The organism is Pseudomonas sp. X10, assembly GCF_054889225.1.
The window spans coordinates 1,696,217-1,714,366 of record NZ_CM142677.1; the positions used below are offsets into that span (position 1 = coordinate 1,696,217).

Below are 18,150 nucleotides of genomic sequence, written 5' to 3' on the forward strand. Positions count from 1 at the left end.
AAGCGCTAAGGAAACTCCGAACAAGTTACTCAGCGACCAGCACTGAACGGCATCTTGACCCAGGCCGACTCGATTTCGGCCGCCGATCATTGCGATAGCCAGGGCTCAGCCCTGGTTATCGCACCTTACAGGCGCACCTCTCCCGCAGGGCTCAATAACTGCCGGCGCGCCATCCACAGATTCGACAGCGCAAACAACGTGGTCAATTGCGCCGTGTTCTTGGCCAACCCACGGAAGCGGGTCTTCACATAGCCGAATTGGCGCTTGATCACCCGAAATGGGTGTTCGACCTTGGCACGTACCTGGGCTTTGGCCTTTTCGATCTTGCGTCTGGCCTTGTACAGCGCGCTGCGTTTGCTCAAGCGTTTGTAGGTGCTGCGTCGGGCTGCGATCTGCCAGATCACCTGCCGCCCTTCATGCTCTGGTCGTTTCTCGACACCTGTATAACCCGCATCCGCACAGACGACATTCTCCTCACCATGCAGCAGTTGCGCGACTTCCGTCACGTCTGCGACGTTCGCGGCAGTGCCGTGAACGTGATGCACCAGCCCCGACTCAACATCGGCGCCGATATGCGCCTTCATGCCGAAGAAGTACTGGTTGCCTTTCTTGGTTTGATGCATCTCTGGATCGCGCTTGCCTTCCTTGTTCTTGGTCGAACTGGGCGCATGGATGATCGTGGCATCGACAATCGTGCCCTGGCGCAGTGACAGGCCTTTGTCTTGCAGATAGTTGTTGATGGTTTCCAGAATCCCTGCTGCGAGCTGATGCTTCTCCAGGAGGTGTCGGAAATTCATGATCGTCGTGTCTTCGGGAATCGGCGCGCTTAGCGTCAGCCGAGCAAACTGGCGCATAGAGGTGATCTCGTACAACGCTTCTTCCATCGCCGGATCGCTCAGCGAAAACCAGTTCTGCAACAAGTGAATGCGCAGCATCGTTTCCAATGCATAAGGCTTACGACCGCCACCGGCCTTTGGATAGTGCGGCTCGATCAACGCGACCAACCCGCTCCACGGCACGACCTGCTCCATTTCGGCCAGGAAACGCTCTCGGCGGGTCTGCTTGCGCTTACCGGCGTACTCGAAATCGGAGAAGCTCATCTGACTCATGGGCAAGGCTTGCTTGGGGTGGCTAAACGAAGGGCCATTTCAGCACAGGTCGTGCAGCCTGTGCTGACTTGATCGGAGAATCCTTAGCATATACCCGGTTTCGAGCCGGATTGTTCAGCTTCAGGCTGAATTCTTTCAGATCCCTCCATCGCTCCTCCAACGCCAGAGCCTGGACAGGGGCCGGTGTTCGATGCTCGACCACAGCCGCACCGGCAAATGGGCCGGCGAATGCCACGACAACGCTTGCCTCTTCGCTAGCTTGCGCGGGGGCCGTATAGTACCCCGTGGCAGGCTCGATCTGGCCGCGGCCAAACACCTGCCAATTGGCCGATGTTTGATCAACCAGGCTGAACGACTGCGAGGCATTTGGCGACAGGCGCGGGACCGGGAAAGGCTCGATATCCAATCTATGGCCAACGCCAAACAACACGATCGTGGCATGGCCGGTATTCTCGCCGTCGCTGACTTCAATGCGCTGCAAACGCACGAAGGGCGTATTCTGGGGTATAGGTTTGAACGTGGCTTGGCGAGCGCCTTCAGAGTCAGGCTTGATCTCACCCATTCCATCGCCAAGTACTTTCCATGTGACTTCGCTGCCTCCAGATACGCGCAGGGCAACATCCTCATAACCTGGGTACCAGGTAACCACGCGCGGCGATATTGTCAGCGGCTCCGCAGATTCCACCACCAATGCCGCCGAAGTTGCAGCATCCGCCGCCTGCGAAACTTTCGCTGTCACCACAGTCAAACGTTGAGCACTTCCAAACTCTTCGATCGACCTTGCGCGGTACTCACCTTGTTCGGATAGCGTTCCTGCTGACCTGGGGCTACTCATGCCCTGCGCCTGCCAGCCATGCACTGGAACGCCATTGGATGTGAAAGCGACCCGTTCGCCTGCGGCGATACTGCTGAGGGCTGGGGAAAGCCGGGCCACCTGGGAACTTGCTTCAAGTTCCCCAAAACGGATCATGTCGTAAGGCAGTAGGTTCTCATCGTCATCGTCAAGAACAATGATCGACCCACCAGGCAAAACCAGTTGCGACAACAGCCGGTCAGCTTGCGCCGCCCCAATCAAGGCCCTCACCCTGCCTATCAGCAGTGCGGCACCCGTATTTTCAGCGACGCTGTCAACCTTACGGGGCAACAGATAGGGCATCGATCCCGGAATTAAACCACCTTTCGCGGAACCGGTCAGTTGCATCAGCAAGAGCATGGCCCCATCGGTTTCAGGCATAACGCCAGTACCGGCGCCGTCCGGGGCCCTTTGGGTGATCGGCGTAACCTCGACAGTCGTAAATACATCTTGGGCAACTGGAGCAATGGTGAGGAACGTATAAGGCTGGGCGAATGCCGATTGTTGCAGTAACTGCTCCAGCATGAATTGCCCCATTCGGGCAGCCGCCCCCCGGCCAAGGTTGCAATCTGGGTCTCTTGCATTGAACAAATCCAGCCCCAACTGAAATTGCCTGACATCCGACCCTTCGATGGGAATCACCACAAGGTCGACTGTAAACGCAAGCCAGTAGCCAAGGCCCTGGGATAACTGATGACTGTCACGCAAGTACTTCGGCTCTCCGGGAGCCATCGACCAGCGCGCGCAATGCCCGGCAATCAACTCCATGTGCACACGTACTCTGCTGGTCCGACCCGAGGCGTGTTCGAATGACAGGGATGGCGGCCCGAACATCAGTTCCTCGAAAGCCACCCGCTCGGTTCTATGTTCATCCACATAGTAAGTTCCAGTAATGGGCTGGATAAAATCCATCCGGCTCAAACGCTCGCTGAATGTAGCCTCAAGCAGCGCATTCACCGTATCACGCCCAAGGGCCAAGATCGCCCCCCAATCGTGAACAGCTGAGCCTTTGCGGAGCTCTTCAAGCAACGCTGCTTTTGAGTTGATGCTCATCGTCACACCTCCTTTTTGAACGGAGCGCCTAAGGCAACGGCGTGCTTCGCAGTGCTGGATAACAAGATCACTTTAAAACCCCAGGTGGCGATACGTTCTGGAGGTGTCTCGCGACCGGCCACAATAATATAGGGCCCCTCAGATTCACCCGGTTGATAAATACCGGTAGCAGGGTCAATTTCGCCGGTGCCTAAAAGCACGGCCCATTTGGTGAATTCAGGCCCAAGTTCCTCTTCCTCACCGGTTTCTGCGCTGTCATACGCAACCGCGAGCTGCCACCCCCCTTCAGATATCTGGTGGGACTTGATTTTTGCGGTGGCAGTTGTCCAGGGGACGATGACATCAATCCACTGCGTCAACCCGCCAGCTGAAACTTGCACCCGGTCAAGATGAACAAGCGCCTCCACCTCCCCGCCCTCGCCTGGTGCCCTTTTTGGGGACACATAAACTCGAACATTCTTGTCCTTGGGAATGTCCAGATCGCTATCACCCTCTTCAGGCAAACGTTGACTGCCCTTACTGCCACCGACCATACTCCAGGTCAGCTCGTTATTGATATCGCCACCCACTAACACGTACCGCGGAGGGAGCTCTTCAGGTTTACTGGAGTCGTACTGTGCGATCAAGAAGTATGGATAGATGGAGACACTGTTCGGCACCACGGTAATCAGTGCGCTGCTGGAACTGCCGTCGGCAGTAGCCGTGACGATCACACGTTTCTGCGTACCGCTAATGGATGAAACAGCAGGAGGGGTATAGACACCATTAGCTATTGTACCTGCGTTTTCTGACTCGCCTTTCAGCGGTTTGACCTGCCAATCCACAGGGCCATTCGGCTCTGGGTCGAGGCGTAATTCCACCGTCTCGCCGGTGCCGGCACTGACAACACTTTCTAGCGGTTCGATGGCAAACGTTGTCAATTTCGGCGCAAGATCGCCCAGTAGCGAGAGATCACCAGGCAATAGCAGGCTTCGCGGGGTAGTGACGTCCGTGCCGCGGAACAGCAACCCATTGAGACGCAGCAAGTTGAATGGAATGGTAATCTCAGAAAGCGAGGTAAATTGACTGACGAATGCCTCTACTTTTTTTCGAACCTCCGCCATGACGTAATCTTCGGCGGCGCGTTTGGTATAGCTATCATAGTAACTATACTCGGAACCTGAAAAAGCAGTATTATACTCCACTGTCGCCGGATGAACGACAATATCGAGCTCTCCCTTTCTGGAGCTTTCCTCAGCCAACTTGAATTGCAGCCCCCCTTTTATTTTTACCGAGATCTCCCCGTTTGGGCGCATGACCTTGACCCCGTCCGGGTGCATGAACTGGACAACATAGCGCTGCGATTCGGTAGCAACCGCGAAATCATAGTTCAGCATATCATCATCATGCCGAATATTAAACGATGAATTAAGGTTCAAATCCGGCCATTTGAAGCTATACACATCGAAGGTGTCATATTCTCGCGCGGTTCTATCTTCACGCCCGGGAATGGACAGATCCAAGTCTCCAGTAACATCCCCATAAAACCCGTAATGATTGCGCTCCACCTTTATATTCTGCAAGCTTAAAATCTTCTCAACCACTTCAGACAATGTATCTTTCAGCCAAACTTCATTACTGTAAATCAGGTTCAGCGTATACGGTTTTTCGGGATCATGAGTGGGACTTGGCAGCAGATACGGCATGGCCGAATCCTGGCCTGGGAAACTCCCGCCCGCTTTGCCATCGAACGCAACCCCTACGATAACGGCACCTTCTTCTTGTTCTTCTTCACTCGCATTGGAAATTTGTTGCGCTCTGGCATATGAATGTGTACGCACCTCGAAAGCGGTTGGGTTTAACTGACCCTCTATTGGCTTGAGAACATTGAGCTCCCACACCTGGTCCTCCTCATTCCAGCCACGTAACTCATCAGCAATTGCCTGACCCAGTTTTTCATTCAGGTCTCTCCACGTCGAAACCTCGAATTTGTAGCTTTCGCCCTTGGAAAGATCGAGCGTCACTCGCCCTGCATCGTTTACGTTACCCTGATTGGACTCATTCAGATAGATGTCCATGCGCACTGCGGGTGCCGTTAGCAAGTCCAGATTGGAATAGCTCACGAGCTCATCTTGATCGCTCCCTGGTTGCCGCCGCGTCTGAACAATAAGACCACTGATTACATTCATGCTCAATCGGGCCCGGGAAGCACCCAAGTTGGAGTTCACGAAAGACAGTACCGGCCTGTCCAGCTGCAGATCGCTCACAGTTGTAGTCAGCCCGTCGCTCTCTTTGCGAAACGTGATCAGGGGCATCCACTTTCCGAGGTCCAAATTTTCTACATGCTCTTGAGCCAGCAGCCTGTTGGTTTTGAAACGGTCATAAACCAATAACGCCCCCCAGTCAAAGGTGCGTGGTCGCATTTTGAGATACTGTACGTACTGTTCCATGGTTGGCCTAGGCATATCAAGGTCCTCGATACATATATTCAGAGATTAGAAACATGATCAATGCACTGCAATCGATTTGTTCATCGCCAGGGGGCTTATGGCACAATCTGAACGGATTGGTTGGGAAAGGAGAAATAATGCGCCCCCCCATCAAAGCTCATCCGTGCATGCAACGTGAAATTGGAATCCATATCCAACTTTTCCAGTATTGACCTCTGCAGTTTCGCCTTGATGCCCTCTTTCGCTTCACTTTCAGTCACCGGTTGCGACGCATCACGAATAATTTCATTCAAACCGCCGTTTTTGGTAACGCCAGTAATTGACAATTCAACAAGATTCCCTTTGCCAGCGTAGTACCAAGTACCCAAAGTAAGATCGACACCCGCGTCGGGAACCAATGTCAATGACAATTTGCCCGAATCCACCCTGTCGCAAACAACCTTGGGATACTCGCTTAAGGGATTCTCCGATCAAGTCAGCACAGGCTGCACGACCTGTGCTGAAATGGCCCTTCGTTTAGCCACCCCAAGCAAGCCTTGCCCATGAGTCAGATGAGCTTCTCCGATTTCGAGTACGCCGGTAAGCGCAAGCAGACCCGCCGAGAGCGTTTCCTGGCCGAAATGGAGCAGGTCGTGCCGTGGAGCGGGTTGGTCGCGTTGATCGAGCCGCACTATCCAAAGGCCGGTGGCGGTCGTAAGCCTTATGCATTGGAAACGATGCTGCGCATTCACTTGTTGCAGAACTGGTTTTCGCTGAGCGATCCGGCGATGGAAGAAGCGTTGTACGAGATCACCTCTATGCGCCAGTTTGCTCGGCTGACGCTAAGCGCGCCGATTCCCGAAGACACGACGATCATGAATTTCCGACACCTCCTGGAGAAGCATCAGCTCGCAGCAGGGATTCTGGAAACCATCAACAACTATCTGCAAGACAAAGGCCTGTCACTGCGCCAGGGCACGATTGTCGATGCCACGATCATCCATGCGCCCAGTTCGACCAAGAACAAGGAAGGCAAGCGCGATCCAGAGATGCATCAAACCAAGAAAGGCAACCAGTACTGTGTGTCACGAACACAGGTCGTATGACCTGTGATGCTGTACCGAAGATGGAAGTAGGCCTTCCGAAGTCGGCTTGCAGGAGCAGGCTTCAAACCACCCGGTGCTGCTGCATCCAAAAGGTGCGGTGGTGAGCGACCGAGGAAAAGTCATCCCATGATGATGGCAGGTGAGTATGGAGAAGATGAGCGAGAGCAAACCGTCCGATGACGCATCGTTATTCCCTAAAGTGCTGTCGAAACTGAGGTTGAGTATTGGCTTCAGGACGAGTTGGGGCGTTACCTGCTTACGGCCCCAGTGGCAGCCGGTGTAAAGGCGGCATGATCTTCATACAGGCTTGGGTACGGAACGTGAGAACCTTGTTCCAGATGCAAAGGAAAATGACAAATGGCTAAAACCATGAGGAAGAATACCAATGCTGGAATGAGGGGCGGAGCCTCCTGTAGTAGTGATGAAGGCTTTGTAATGAAGCTGGAGCGAAGGGGAGGCGTTATCCTGTCAACGAACGCCGCCAACCTCAGGGGATGAGCGGTGTGAGTTCGAACAAACCTTACAACATAGCGAAGCGCGTGATATGGGGGGCCTATCAGCAGGTCAGAACCAACCGGGGAGCTGCTGGAATCGACGATGAGACCATTGCCGATTTTGAGCGGAACCTGCCGAAGAATCTTTACAAGCTATGGAATCGAATGTCGTCGGGGTCTTATTTCCCGCCGCCGGTCAAGGTTGTTGAGATACCGAAGGCATCGGGGGGTATACGCAGGCTGGGAGTGCCTACGGTCAGCGACCGTATCGCACAAACTGTAGTCAAACTCCTCATCGAGCCAAAGCTGGATGCGCTTTTCCATCCGGACTCATATGGATACCGACCAGGACGTTCAGCCAAACAGGCCATAGCGATCACACGCGAACGCTGCTGGCGATACGACTGGGTGGTGGAGTTTGATATCAAGGCGGCTTTCGATCACATTGATCATGAACTGCTGATGAAAGCGGTGCGAACCCATATCAAAGAGGACTGGATACTGCTGTACATCGAACGATGGCTGGTTGCTCCGTTCGAGGCAGCAGATGGCATTCGCATTCAACGCGAACGTGGCACCCCGCAAGGCGGCGTGATCAGTCCCATTTTGATGAATCTGTTCATGCATTACGCCTTTGACGCATGGATGCAACGAAACAGCCCAAACTGTCCTTTTGCCCGGTATGCCGATGATGCGGTAGTGCATTGTCGTAGCCAGAGGCAAGCAGAACACGTGATGCGTTCAATCGCTTCACGTCTAGCGGTTTGTGGCCTCACGATGCATCCCGAGAAATCGAAAATCGTGTACTGCAAGGACAGCAATCGACGCGCAGGGTATCCGCATGTGAGCTTTACCTTCCTTGGTTTCACTTTTAGACCCAGGAAGGCAATCGGCCAGCAGAACAAGCTTTTCACCAGCTTCCTTCCGGGAGTCAGTGCGCAAGCGTTGAAGCGGATGCGGCGAGCAGTGCGCGAGTGGCGGGTCAGCCGCCAAACTCATGTGACGCTGGCTGCTGTGGCTCGGCTTTACAACCCAGTGATACAAGGTTGGTGGCAGTACTATGGCGCGTTCTATCGGACGGCCATGCTTGGCATCTTTCGACATATCGATAGCGCGCTCAAGCGTTGGGCCAGTCGTAAGTACAAAATACTTCACGGGCGCAAGCGGCGTATATCTCAATGGTTGGACACGGTGCATACGGCTGCCCCTCGACTGTTTTATCACTGGCAAGTAACCGAGCAACAGGTTGGATAACGGGAGCCGTATGACGCGAGAGTGTCACGTACGGTTCTGCGAGCGGCTACGGGGGCAGTTCCTGTGGCCGACTCACCTCTTCGGCATGAAGGCGCATATCGGCGCCGATGTTGAGTCGGGGCTGGTGCATCACGTTCACGGCACTGCCGCGAACGTCGCAGACGTGACGGAAGTCGCGCAACTGCTGCATGGTGAGGAGAATGTCGTCTGTGCGGATGCGGGTTATACAGGTGTCGAGAAACGACCAGAGCATGAAGGGCGGCAGGTGATCTGGCAGATCGCAGCCCGACGCAGCACCTACAAACGCTTGAGCAAACGCAGCGCGCTGTACAAGGCCAGACGCAAGATCGAAAAGGCCAAAGCCCAGGTACGTGCCAAGGTCGAACACCCATTTCGGGTGATCAAGCGCCAATTCGGCTATGTGAAGACCCGCTTCCGTGGGTTGGCCAAGAACACGGCGCAATTGACCACGTTGTTTGCGCTGTCGAATCTGTGGATGGCGCGCCGGCAGTTATTGAGCCCTGCGGGAGAGGTGCGCCTGTAAGGTGCGATAACCAGGGCTGAGCCCTGGCTATCGCAATGATCGGCGGCCGAAATCGAGTCGGCCTGGGTCAAGATGCCGTTCAGTGCTGGTCGCTGAGTAACTTGTTCGGAGTTTCCCTAATGGTCTGCAGCAGGTTGGCATAGACATCGTAATTGCTACCGTCAGCTTCACGAACTCGCACGGTGATGAAGTGTGGGACCCGATCGATAATATTGAACTGAGTTCGCTAGTTCTCACGGACGGGAAAAATAATGTAATTCCCTATTTGACAGGGGACCAGCTAGGCATTCCAGAAGATAGCGATCACACTTGGATGTACACCAAGCGGCGTCAAAAAATTTATGACTATTACCCCACGGCGGGAGCTGCCGAACCCGCGGAACCCGTAGCAACGCAGCGCAGGTTTGCGGAGGATGATGGCAAGGTCGAAATCACCCTTTACGTTCACTCACGCGAGGTGGAAACGGCGAAGTTCAGGGCCACGTTCCAGGATCATAGGAATGGCTGGCATAGATCGGTGGACATCGACAGCGAAAAGGGCGAAATTCTGCTCGAAGGCATGAAACTGCCTGAAAAAAGTTTGAGTTATTTCAACTGGCCAGCGATGGGTAAGCGCGTGGAGAGTTTGCGTGGTGAAGATTACGAGGGAGATCGCTTCAACTATTGGCACTCGACCACTGATTATTGGGAGTTGTCTGGAGAAGGTATAAGTATTGTTGGTGTACAGTGCGACACTCAATCGATGACCATGTGGGAGTCGGAACAACTCGATGAGACTTTTTGTAGCTACACCGGGTTCGCCTTCAAACCACGACGACCAGAAGAAGCGATGGATACAGTGTCAGGCGTAAATTATCAAGCTGAAATGCAGCTGCTGGCCAATGAGCCGGCGGTCAGTTTTACCGAGCTTGATTACAGTTTTAAAGGCCAGGAGGAACCTACAGCTGGAGCGGTATTGATCACGCTGCACCGCACCTCGGGGTTGAATTTCTGGGACGAGTATCAAGATACTCAGTACCGACAGGTGTTGAAGAGTGCTATGAAGTTTACGGTTGTCGATAATTACGGAAACAAGCACAAGCTCAGGGTGCTGTTTTCCGGTGAGGTAGACCCTCGCAATTATCTGGAGCTTAAACTGCAATAGTTTTTGTGGGCTTTTCACGAAAAGTAAAGTCGTAAACACCGCCGCCAGCAAGCAGGCGGCGGTTCTCCTGCAGCCAATCAACAGTGGTTCGATAGCGTTTCGTTGTCGATACGTGGGCTTGTCAAACATACACAGCAAGCGCAGAGACCCGCGTTGCCCTTACGGCTTTTGGGTCGATGCTCCAGGTGTTTAAGTCAATCAGGCCCTGCGCAGGCTCGGCCAAGTTTCAAAGGTTTCATGCAGGACCTAGTAAAAATGCCAGTTGTCATGAGCGGGCGTATCGCTTTAAATCAACCCGTGTCGTCTGTTTTGTCCTCGTTTAGAGAGAGAAAATATGAGTGCTCTTAATCAGAAAAAAACCGCTTCCGAACTTGTTCGCCAGGCTTATCGGCGCTTGACCACGGCCTGGCAAACGGTCCGCTCAACTGAAACACCTTTAGCGTTGGACGATCTGCAAATCGACGATGAATTGTTAGTTGATAAAGAAACCGGCCTGTTGCGCAGCCGCTACTTGACAGACGATGCGCTCAATATTGTTTTGAAGGTGCCGGCCTGGTCTTTTTCCCTCAAGGATATTTTGCGTATCGAGCACTCACGCGATGGATCGGTCTGGACTGTGCTCCATCAAGAAACTGTAGAGTATTTTGACAAGCCAATTGCTGATCCTCACCCGATCGTGCTGGATAAAAGCAAGGACCAAATGGGATTGGATGGTACCCATTATTTCCGGTCCTGGGTTATGAACGATGACAACGGGGATTTTAACTTCTCTGAACCGCTGGCACTGATTTTTGATCGTGTACCCCCCTACAGCCATAAATCCCCCACCAAGTTCCCCAGCATTTCTGTAGTGACCGATGAGTCGTTGGGTGCTGCCGGCGGCAAGGCGGTTCTGCAGTTGCCAGCCTATCCAGATTGGGCAGATGGCGACAATGTCCTTGTATACTGGATGAACCACCTCCCGGAAAATGCTGCAGACTTGGACCCGCCTGTCGTCACGCTGCCGACAACCGGAGCTAATCAACAGATCGATATCCCCGAAAGTGCCATTCGCACTGTGGGCGACGGTGGCGTGTTCGTGGTCTACTTGCTAGTTGACAAAGCTGGCAACGTCAGTGAAATCTCTGTTTACACCAGCATCGCTGTGGCACTTGGCAAGCTGCCCACGGTTTTCGCCCCTCCTGTTGTGCCGCTTGCCACAGAAGAAGACGAGTACCTGATCGATCAGGCTGACGCCAACGAGGGCGTTGAAGTTTGGGTCCCGGTTTACGAGGGCAAGAAGGCCAGTGATTTCGTCGTCGTGAAATGGGGTGACACAAGTTTGCTGCCCGAAATGGTTGGCTCCGCTGGTGGCGATTTTATTCGAGTTCAGGTACCCGGTGAGGTAATGCTGAATGAGTATGGCAGCGGCACAGGTCCAGTGGCGACTAACGTCAGTTATACACTGCTGCGAGGCACCCACCCAATGGGAGGCGCTGATATCGATATCCAGGTCGATTTCGAAACCATGGATCCGGGCGGTCCCGACCCGACTTGGCCACTGCCGATTCATCCAGGTTTGAAAAAGGTCGTTATCACCGGCCCGGAGAGCGGTAAGAAAGATGAGTTGGACGAGAGTGATGCAGACAAACCGGCGATACTGACGTTTGAACTTTATGGTTTTGCCAAAGAGGATGATGACCTGACGTTCTATTGGGCGGGTGAGGCAGCGCAGACTTACAGTGTGAAGGGCACCGATTCACCTGGTGACACAATTGATCTGGAGGTGCCTTGGGAGATTATCCACGCAGTTGGCAACAACGCCGCTGTGCCTGTGGACTATGAGGCCAGGCGAGATGGGGTACACAACCCCGTGCGTTCTGCCATTACCTCCGTCAAGGTTGACGCCATTACCATTACTCCAGTACCAGCCACGTTCGATCACTTGGTCAATGGATTGGTCAGCTGCGCCAGCATCCAGGCAACGGCAGGACATGAGGATGGGCCCGCAGTCGAGGTGTTGATCCCAGATCTTACTGAGTATCAGCAACATGGTGCGTTTACGAATATTGATCTCACATGGTGGGTCTATCGCGGGCGCAGCGATGAGCAAGGTTTCGACGAAATTGAAGAAGTCAGGCTTGAGGAGACGGTCGCATTGGATGACGCGCATCCGGTTACCGGTTTTACCTGGCGCATACCTTATGCAACCCATGTTCTCCCGACTTATGATGGCTCTGATGATCCCTACTTTAAAAGTTCCAGGGCAAACGTGACCTACGCCCTGAAGATGGCAAAGGGGGATGTCCTTTCCGAAGTAGCCAAGGTCAGGCTTTCTTTTATTCCCCCAGGCGGCCATTGCGACGTTAGCAGCTCTTAGGTACCGGAGCGAGCCGATGTTGTACGGATGGCCTCTGTGCGGTGTCGGCATATTCCCTGCAATCTGCAGGACTTTTCCTATACGAGCGAGGTTTTCAATCTTGTAGCTTGACTGCTGCTGGTGCTGGCTTGCGTGTTTCTACTAATCGCCAAGGTGGTGCCTGAACCTGAATAGCATGAGAGTATTGATATGGGCAGCACGTTATTTCATCGAAAGTTTTGCCGTGGCTTGGTGTATTGCGTGACGGCATTGCCTGTGGGTATATACGCCGGAGACCTTCTGGCCGCTCAGGCCATTATCGAGCGTGATACGGTCATCGATAGTTCGAATTCCTTGGTCGACTATCAGGTTTTGAATGGCGCTACGCTGACAGCCAATGGTGCGACCACCGAGCAGATTTTCCTGCGCGAAGGGGGGGCATTGGAATTCAACGGTAGTTCAATCATCACAGCGGACTATGGCCTGTTAATGGAGGGCGGCGCGCAAGCCATTATCAATGGCAGCAGCATTACCAGCGAGGATCGTGGCATCGTCGTGGGCCGTAGCCGGGTGGGCGGTTCGGCAGCCTGGCTCAGCGGCAGTACCGTGACCGGCAAGAATGGCGGTGCCACTGTTGCGAGCACTTCCGAGTTGCACCTCAATGGCAGCAAAGTACAGGGTATAGGCGCAGGCAGTGCCGGTGTGCAGATGGTAAATGGCTGGTTGGAGGCACAAGGCAGCCAGATCATCGGTGCCCAAGAGGGGATTCGGGTCAATGCCGATGGCACTGCGGGCGAGGCCAGGGTTGAGCTTGACGGTTCGCAAGTCGTCGGGCAGGACGGCGCCGCCATCGTGGTAGGAGCTGGTCGACAAGGAGCGGCAGCGGCAAAGATCACAGTCAGCAATGGGTCGCAGTTGAGTGGCAGCAATCGAAACCTGCTTGAAGTGCGTAACCAGTCCAATGCCGAACTGACCGTCGAAAATAGTCATCTGGAGGGCAATGTCTGGGTTGAGCAAGGCTCCAGCGCAGCCGTTATGCTCGACAAGCAAGCCACGCTCACCGGGCAGTTGGAAAATGTGGGTAAATTGACCATCGGCAATCAGTCGCGCTGGATTATGGGCGCAGATGCCAGCGTGGGTGATCTTGCCCTCGATGGCGGTACGGTGCAGTTTGGCCAGCCCACTGACTACCACCGCCTGACGCTGGATAGCTTGTCGGGTAGCGGCACTTTCGTCATGCATGCAGACTTCGCCAGCGGACAAACCGATTTTCTCGATATCACGGGCAATGCCAGCGGTAATCACGATTTGTTGATTGGCAGTAGCGGTGCAGAGCCACAGGAGGAAGGCAACCTTCAGGTGGTGCACACAGGCGGTGGTGACGCTTCGTTCTCGTTGGTCAACGGCACAGTGGACCTGGGGGCTTTTTCCTATGAGCTCGTTCAGCGCGGCAACGACTGGTACCTGGATGGCTCGCGCAAGATCATCAGCCCCGGCACAAGTTCTGTAATGGCGTTGTTCAATGCAGCCCCCACTGTATGGTATGGCGAACTGACATCTTTGCGTGGTCGCATGGGAGAACTGCGACTGGACGGTGGCAAGGCAGGTGGCTGGATACGTACTTATGGCAACAAGTACGACGTGGCCGCCAGTTCCGGCGTTGCCTACAAGCAAACTCAGCAAGGTTTTTCGCTGGGGGCGGACGCGCCGCTGCCGGTGGGGGATGGCCAATGGTTACTCGGTGTAATGGCCGGCCATAGCCGCTCGGACCTGGACCTCAGTGGTGGCACCAGTGGCGATGTCGACAGCTACTACCTGGGGCTTTACACCACCTGGCTCGATCGGGCCAGTGGCTATTACTTCGATGGTGTTATGAAGCTCAACCGCTTTGATAACGATTCGAAAGTTGCGATGAGTGATGGTACCCGGGCCAAGGGGCACTACAGCAATCAGGGTATCGGTGTGTCGGCCGAGTTTGGGCGGCATATCGAAATGGAGCAAGGGTATTTCATCGAGCCGTTCACCCAATGGTCCACGGCGTATTTTCAAGGCAAGGATTACCACTTGGATAATGGCCTGCAGGCTGAGGGTGACGCGGTGGCTTCCGTGCTTGGCAAGGCAGGGGCAACCTTTGGTCGTAATCTAGAGGTGAAGAGCGGTCATGTCATCCAGCCATATCTGCGTGCAGCCTACGTTCATGAGTTCATCAACAATAACGATGTGAAGGTGAACCAAAACCGTTTTTCCAATGACCTTTCGGGCTCGCGGCTGGAGCTCGGGGCAGGTCTGGCGGTAGCGGTGGCCGAGCGCCTGCAAATGCATGTCGACCTTGATCACAGCCGCGGAGAGCATATTGACCAACCTTGGGGTGTGAACTTGGGCGTGCGCTACAACTGGTAAACGCTAATCGAGGAGGCCGCCTGGCCTCCTTTCAAGGAGAGCGAGGCAGATGGGGTCCATATCACATAACGACCAGGCGTTGCTGCAGCCCGCAGAGGTGCCAGCGCTGCTCGAAGATATTCCAGGCGGCGATCACAACCTTCTACCCGTCATTGCAACGGAGCAAGCGCTAATGGTAGTAGTGCCCATGTGGCCTTTCTCCAATCCTCATCCCGGTGAGCCGGAGCGCCTGCAGCTTCTCTGGGATAATGTCGTTGTGGACGAAAAAGAGTGGGAATCTCCGGTGTTACCCGGGGATTTGCAATTGAGCGTTCCAGTGGCAAAACTCGTGAGCGGACCCCATGAACTGCGTTACGAGGTGACGGGGAGCAATGGCGACATGAGCCCCTCCGATGTGCTGGAGTTGTTGATTGACCTCGATAAGCCCACATTGGGCGGGGAGCGAGGCATGCTGACGATAGTTGAGGACGCGGAGGAAATCGAGCGCGACGGCCTGACGGAGCGCTATCTAAGAAACCATGGTCAGCGCTTGCGAACCGAGGTACCGCGGTACACGACGCCGGTGGCGGGTGACACGATTATTTACTACTGGGATGACGAAGCTTTAGACGAGACCGAGGTTGATCAATACGCAATGGATTGCGAAGACATTCCTGGCCCGTTTTACATCGACTTTGACAGTGAAATGATTCTTCAGCGCGGAGACGGTAATCGCTATCTGTACTATGCGATCAAGGATCGAGCAGGCAACTTCAGCGCGTTTTCCAAACCCTTGAGGGTGGCTGTATCGGCAGCTACGCGAACCTTTCCGTTACCGGAAGTTGCCCAGGCCGAGGGAACGGGGGACCAGTTACGTCTTGCGCTGAATGACCTGAGTCTGCCGCTGCTGGTGGAGGTGCCGGAGGAAGCTTCGGTTTATCCGGATGAAACACTGCGAGTCGAGTGGGGGGAGCCGGATGATCCTGGCTATTTCTCCGCGACGACAGGCTATGAGGGGCGAGAGCGAGCGTTCGAGATCCCGGTGCAGAAAATCGCGGCGCAGAGCGGAATCGAGACCAAAGTGAGGTTCGCGGCATCTGGTGACAAGCGTCAGGATTATCCGTCGCCAGTGGTCAATCTGGTCGTATCAGCGCTGAGCAAGGGGTTGCCCGTGGTCCAGCTGGCACGCGTCGAAAGTGGCAAATTGAGCCTGTCAAAGGCGCCAGAGCGAATTCCCGTAACGCTGAAGACCTGGCCTTTGATGGCTGAGGGGCAATTCGTCGACATCTGGGTCACTGGGGTGTTGCGCAATGGCACAGGTGCAGAGCCATTTCAGGTGCTGAAAGACTATGCAGTCCAGTCAGGTGATCTGAGTGGAGGCATAGGTCGAGCTGATGATGTGGTTGTATTGAAGTCTTATCTGGCGACGCTGAAGCTTGATGAGGCGTTCACCTTGCACGTTCAGGTCAGATTTGCCGAGCAAGGCGTTCCCGTAAACTTCCCGAGCTCAAGCCCGACACTGATAACCTGAGCCGTATGCCTTCACAGCTCGGAGACAGGCGCCGTGATCTCTCTTGTCGTGCCACCGTAATCATTGATTGTTGTAAAAAATACCTGCATGCCTTGAGCTGGAACCGGTGTTGGCAAAGCATAGGCCTGTGTACCCCCAGGGGCGACCATCTCCCGGGTTTCGACGCTTTCAAGCGCTGTGGGATGGCCTACCTGAACGCGCTGGAAGGTGTAGTGGTAGGGCGAAGGGTTGTGCACGAGCAGTTTTGCTTTGCCGTTGGTGTGTTGCACGGACCACTGCAAGGTCTTTAAGCCTTCCTCTGGAGACCCTTGCAGCCCGGCTGGGCGATAGAACAGTTTGATCCGGGTGCGCATTGCGATGGTCAACGTGTTCGATGGCTCGTCATCCGCTTGAGGGATTTCCTGTACGTTGAAGTAGAACAATGATTCCCGGTCCTTTGGCAAGTCATTGGGGAGGCGATTGATCTGTACGGTTTGTTCGTTGCCAGGATCCAGCCTGAACAAGGAAGGCGTAGCGATGAGTGGCACAGCGATGGTGCTGTCGTCCGTGTCGGTGTTGACCCAGCTCTGGGCCGCAAAAACTTGAGTGCTGGGGTTGGCAACGATGATCGAGCTGCTTTGTTTGTCGCTGCCGTGAATGATGCGTGTAGCGCTGATGGTGAGCGCTGCTTGGGCAGCCGGCATGAAGCAGCCGGTGGCGGCAGCAACCAATAGCAGGTTGCGAAAAAATGAGGTAGGCATAAGTGGTGTTCTGTAAATGGTCGCCAGCAAGCGCAGCGGTCTGCACTTGCTGGGGGCCGGTGTCAAGGAATGGCAACCAGGAAGTTTACGCTTGTCGAGATGTGCCCTTCAGTCACCGCGGGCTCAATGGTATGCAGCTGTGCGGTGAAGTTCATGTCGGTGTTCTCTATGTCCTCGTAGACAACAGATTCATCACCCGGCTTGAGCTGAGTGTCGCTCTTGTCGTAGATGGCCATGGCGAAGCCAGAGCTGTAGCCATGGCCGCTTTGCAGTTTGTATAGCCCAGAGGGGGCCTCGCCATAGCCGGCGGTGAACTTCACAGTTGCAGTGGCATCAGTGGGGAGGGTGCAAACATCAGTGTCAACCCGCAGGCCGAACTTCTGCATCGGGGTTTTTAGGCCCACCTGCTTGAAGTCCTTGGTGTTGAAGTCTCCCAGGTAGACCTTCGGCAGGCTAGAGCCACCCGGCATGACGACGTTGATCGGGCAGGTGCCACCGGTACCAACGTTGCCTTCGAAGGTGATGATGCCGGTGCCTGTCTCGGCGGCCATAGCAGAACTGCAACACAGGCCCAGGGTGAATAGTGTAAGGATACGTTTCATTTTGCGATCCAATAGAGGGTAGACTTGTCGGTGTATGCCGATGCGGCGTCCAGGGGAGAGACGCCTAATCGGTACTAGCAAGCCTATCGGTGATCGTAAAATGTGATCTGTAGGGGAATTCTTTTGGGTGGGCGGAAAACGCGATGCCTGCCGAAATGGATGGTGTCAGTGGCTATGGCCTGAGGCGTTTAGCAGCTGCTTCTGCTTGTTCCAATCGAAGGGATCGCCATTCTGCTCGGCTTCATAGCGGCGCTCCTCCAGCTGCTGATAGAGGTACAACTCTTCATCGGGCATGAAGTGAAGGCAGTCGCCGCCAAAGAACCAGAGCAGGTCGCGTGGCACTAGATGGGCGATCTGCGGGTAGCGCTGGATTACCTGGCAAATCAGATCCTGCCCCAAGTATTGGCTATGTAGCGGGTCCTGCGGCAGCAGGCTTAGCAGTTCGTCGAAGCGCTCCATAAACAAGGCATGGCTCTCCTCGGGCACCTGCTCGGCGTTTTCGAGTGCGACCAGAATGGTGCGCAGGTGTTCTAGTAGCTGAAAGTTGTAGCGCTGGTAGGGGGTGGTCACGGGTTGGTCCTGATGCAGGGGTGAT

General features: G+C 54.7%; 11 protein-coding genes and 4 pseudogenes. 7 read left to right on the top strand and 8 right to left on the bottom strand.

The annotated features are described in order from the left end of the window. Window positions 1-125 precede the first annotated feature (125 nt). From ACYU03_RS07870 to ACYU03_RS07885, 4 genes are all read right to left on the bottom strand, one after another. The gene (locus ACYU03_RS07870) at window positions 126-1,109 is read right to left on the bottom strand and encodes an IS5 family transposase (protein WP_461887441.1); all 984 of its coding nucleotides are present in this window, start codon (window positions 1,107-1,109) and stop codon (window positions 126-128) included. 22 nt (window positions 1,110-1,131) lie between these two features. Beyond that, entirely contained in the window at window positions 1,132-3,015 is a 1,884-nt protein-coding gene (locus ACYU03_RS07875; RefSeq protein ID WP_461889500.1) for a hypothetical protein, read from the bottom strand. 2 nt (window positions 3,016-3,017) lie between these two features. Beyond that, window positions 3,018-5,444, bottom strand: a complete 2,427-nt coding sequence (locus tag ACYU03_RS07880) for a hypothetical protein (RefSeq protein WP_461889502.1) — start codon at window positions 5,442-5,444, stop codon at window positions 3,018-3,020. Window positions 5,445-5,539: 95 nt separating this feature from the next. Then, complete coding sequence (locus tag ACYU03_RS07885) at window positions 5,540-5,854, bottom strand: hypothetical protein (RefSeq protein ID WP_461889504.1); 315 nt, start codon at window positions 5,852-5,854, stop codon at window positions 5,540-5,542. Between the two features lie 132 nt (window positions 5,855-5,986). Between ACYU03_RS07885 and ACYU03_RS07890 the strand changes: the two are divergent. The 4 genes and pseudogenes from ACYU03_RS07890 to ACYU03_RS07905 all read left to right on the top strand — a co-directional run. Beyond that, window positions 5,987-6,502: pseudogene (locus ACYU03_RS07890) on the top strand (IS5-like element IS2000 family transposase); the annotation flags it as partial. A gap of 521 nt (window positions 6,503-7,023) precedes the next feature. Next, window positions 7,024-8,291 (top strand): annotated as a pseudogene (gene ltrA, locus ACYU03_RS07895) (group II intron reverse transcriptase/maturase). A gap of 59 nt (window positions 8,292-8,350) precedes the next feature. Next, window positions 8,351-8,821: pseudogene (locus tag ACYU03_RS07900) on the top strand (IS5 family transposase); the annotation flags it as partial. A 190-nt stretch (window positions 8,822-9,011) separates the two neighbouring features. Next, window positions 9,012-9,965 carry a hypothetical protein gene (locus ACYU03_RS07905; protein ID WP_461889505.1) on the top strand — a complete coding sequence of 318 codons (954 nt, stop codon included), beginning with the start codon at window positions 9,012-9,014 and terminating at the stop codon, window positions 9,963-9,965. Between the two features lie 14 nt (window positions 9,966-9,979). Here ACYU03_RS07905 and ACYU03_RS07910 read toward each other — a convergent pair. Next, window positions 9,980-10,094, bottom strand: a pseudogene (locus tag ACYU03_RS07910) (IS5/IS1182 family transposase); the annotation flags it as partial. A 205-nt stretch (window positions 10,095-10,299) separates the two neighbouring features. Between ACYU03_RS07910 and ACYU03_RS07915 the strand changes: the two are divergent. The 3 genes from ACYU03_RS07915 to ACYU03_RS07925 all read left to right on the top strand — a co-directional run bounded on the left by ACYU03_RS07915 (window position 10,300) and on the right by ACYU03_RS07925 (window position 16,213). Beyond that, window positions 10,300-12,324, top strand: coding sequence for a hypothetical protein (locus ACYU03_RS07915; protein ID WP_461889507.1), 2,025 nt, complete (start codon window positions 10,300-10,302; stop codon window positions 12,322-12,324). A gap of 189 nt (window positions 12,325-12,513) precedes the next feature. Then, window positions 12,514-14,703, top strand: coding sequence for an autotransporter outer membrane beta-barrel domain-containing protein (locus tag ACYU03_RS07920; RefSeq protein WP_461889509.1), 2,190 nt, complete (start codon window positions 12,514-12,516; stop codon window positions 14,701-14,703). 49 nt (window positions 14,704-14,752) lie between these two features. Then, the gene (locus ACYU03_RS07925) at window positions 14,753-16,213 is read left to right on the top strand and encodes a hypothetical protein (RefSeq protein ID WP_461889511.1); all 1,461 of its coding nucleotides are present in this window, start codon (window positions 14,753-14,755) and stop codon (window positions 16,211-16,213) included. Between the two features lie 11 nt (window positions 16,214-16,224). Here the strand turns inward: ACYU03_RS07925 and ACYU03_RS07930 are convergent, their stop codons facing one another. The 3 genes from ACYU03_RS07930 to ACYU03_RS07940 form a co-directional block, all read right to left on the bottom strand. Beyond that, a complete protein-coding gene (locus tag ACYU03_RS07930; protein ID WP_461889513.1) occupies window positions 16,225-16,953 on the bottom strand; it encodes a fimbrial biogenesis chaperone in 729 nt (242 codons plus the stop codon). A 62-nt stretch (window positions 16,954-17,015) separates the two neighbouring features. Continuing rightward, window positions 17,016-17,555: a fimbrial protein gene (locus ACYU03_RS07935; RefSeq protein WP_461889515.1), complete on the bottom strand. Its 540-nt coding sequence runs from the start codon at window positions 17,553-17,555 to the stop codon at window positions 17,016-17,018. Window positions 17,556-17,720: 165 nt separating this feature from the next. Beyond that, window positions 17,721-18,125, bottom strand: coding sequence for a PA2817 family protein (locus tag ACYU03_RS07940; protein WP_461889517.1), 405 nt, complete (start codon window positions 18,123-18,125; stop codon window positions 17,721-17,723). Window positions 18,126-18,150: the final 25 nt, after the last annotated feature.

Coding starts and splice junctions, on each gene's coding strand:
- ACYU03_RS07870 (WP_461887441.1), bottom strand. CDS start 1,109: ATGAGTCAGATGAGCTTCTCCGATTTCGAGTACGCCGGTAAGCGCAAG.
- ACYU03_RS07875 (WP_461889500.1), bottom strand. CDS start 3,015: ATGAGCATCAACTCAAAAGCAGCGTTGCTTGAAGAGCTCCGCAAAGGC.
- ACYU03_RS07880 (WP_461889502.1), bottom strand. CDS start 5,444: ATGGAACAGTACGTACAGTATCTCAAAATGCGACCACGCACCTTTGAC.
- ACYU03_RS07915 (WP_461889507.1), top strand. CDS start 10,300: ATGAGTGCTCTTAATCAGAAAAAAACCGCTTCCGAACTTGTTCGCCAG.
- ACYU03_RS07920 (WP_461889509.1), top strand. CDS start 12,514: ATGGGCAGCACGTTATTTCATCGAAAGTTTTGCCGTGGCTTGGTGTAT.
- ACYU03_RS07925 (WP_461889511.1), top strand. CDS start 14,753: ATGGGGTCCATATCACATAACGACCAGGCGTTGCTGCAGCCCGCAGAG.
- ACYU03_RS07930 (WP_461889513.1), bottom strand. CDS start 16,953: ATGCCTACCTCATTTTTTCGCAACCTGCTATTGGTTGCTGCCGCCACC.
- ACYU03_RS07935 (WP_461889515.1), bottom strand. CDS start 17,555: ATGAAACGTATCCTTACACTATTCACCCTGGGCCTGTGTTGCAGTTCT.